This window comes from Paenarthrobacter nitroguajacolicus, from assembly GCF_007786235.1.
Classification (GTDB): Bacteria; Actinomycetota; Actinomycetes; order Actinomycetales; family Micrococcaceae; genus Arthrobacter; species Arthrobacter nitroguajacolicus_A.
In genome coordinates this window covers 1-536 of the sequence record NZ_VNFK01000093.1, presented here as the reverse complement: position 1 = coordinate 536, position 536 = coordinate 1, and the positions used below count along the sequence as shown (strand labels likewise).

The window sequence follows — 536 nt, the reverse complement described above, 5'->3', positions numbered from 1 at the left end:
CAATCCAACCTTTTTCTTCCAGCGTCTTGAGCCCTGCGCTGCCTACTTCCTCGTCAATGAACTCTTGATGAGGAACAGGGCCGTGTTCAAGCATTTGCATGACTTTGGCTTGTTTGACTGCGCGACCAAAACCTTGCATGAGCTGATCCCTGCCTGATGTCGTCAGTCGCCATTCAACAAGCGTCGCGAAGTCAGCGGCTTTGCCTTTTCTCAAGGCGCTCGGTAGTGCGTTAGCAAGGGTTTCACCAAGAGGATACTGATAAAATTGGCTGCACCACATTAATAGTGAGTAGATTCGTTAACCAGAGCCGTGACGATGCCAGTTAAGGTTTGTCGTCCAAATGGCACAGAGACTCGACCACCAATAATTGGAAACAGGTGGTTGGGAATCTTGTAATCGAACTGCTTGTCTAGTGGAACAGGCAGTGCCACACGGGCAATCATTGGACGCATAAAGAGACGGCTTTATCTGAGTTGACGAGAGCGAACAGTCTAAAGGATAAGACAGTTAAATTCGAGGAGCAGTTTGGTTGAGT

At 48.5% G+C, this 536-nt stretch carries 2 protein-coding genes; both read right to left on the bottom strand.

The window, feature by feature from the left end; all coding sequences use genetic code 11:
* A partial coding sequence (locus FQP90_RS23535) for a hypothetical protein (protein ID WP_208760082.1) occupies positions 1 to 280 on the bottom strand: 280 nt, incomplete at its 3' end.
* Positions 280 to 444, bottom strand: a complete 165-nt coding sequence (locus FQP90_RS23945) for a hypothetical protein (protein WP_368666129.1) — start codon at positions 442 to 444, stop codon at positions 280 to 282. The genes FQP90_RS23535 and FQP90_RS23945, both read right to left, overlap by 1 nt.
* Positions 445 to 536 lie beyond the last annotated feature (92 nt).

Coding starts and splice junctions, on each gene's coding strand:
- FQP90_RS23945 (WP_368666129.1), bottom strand. CDS start 444: ATGATTGCCCGTGTGGCACTGCCTGTTCCACTAGACAAGCAGTTCGAT.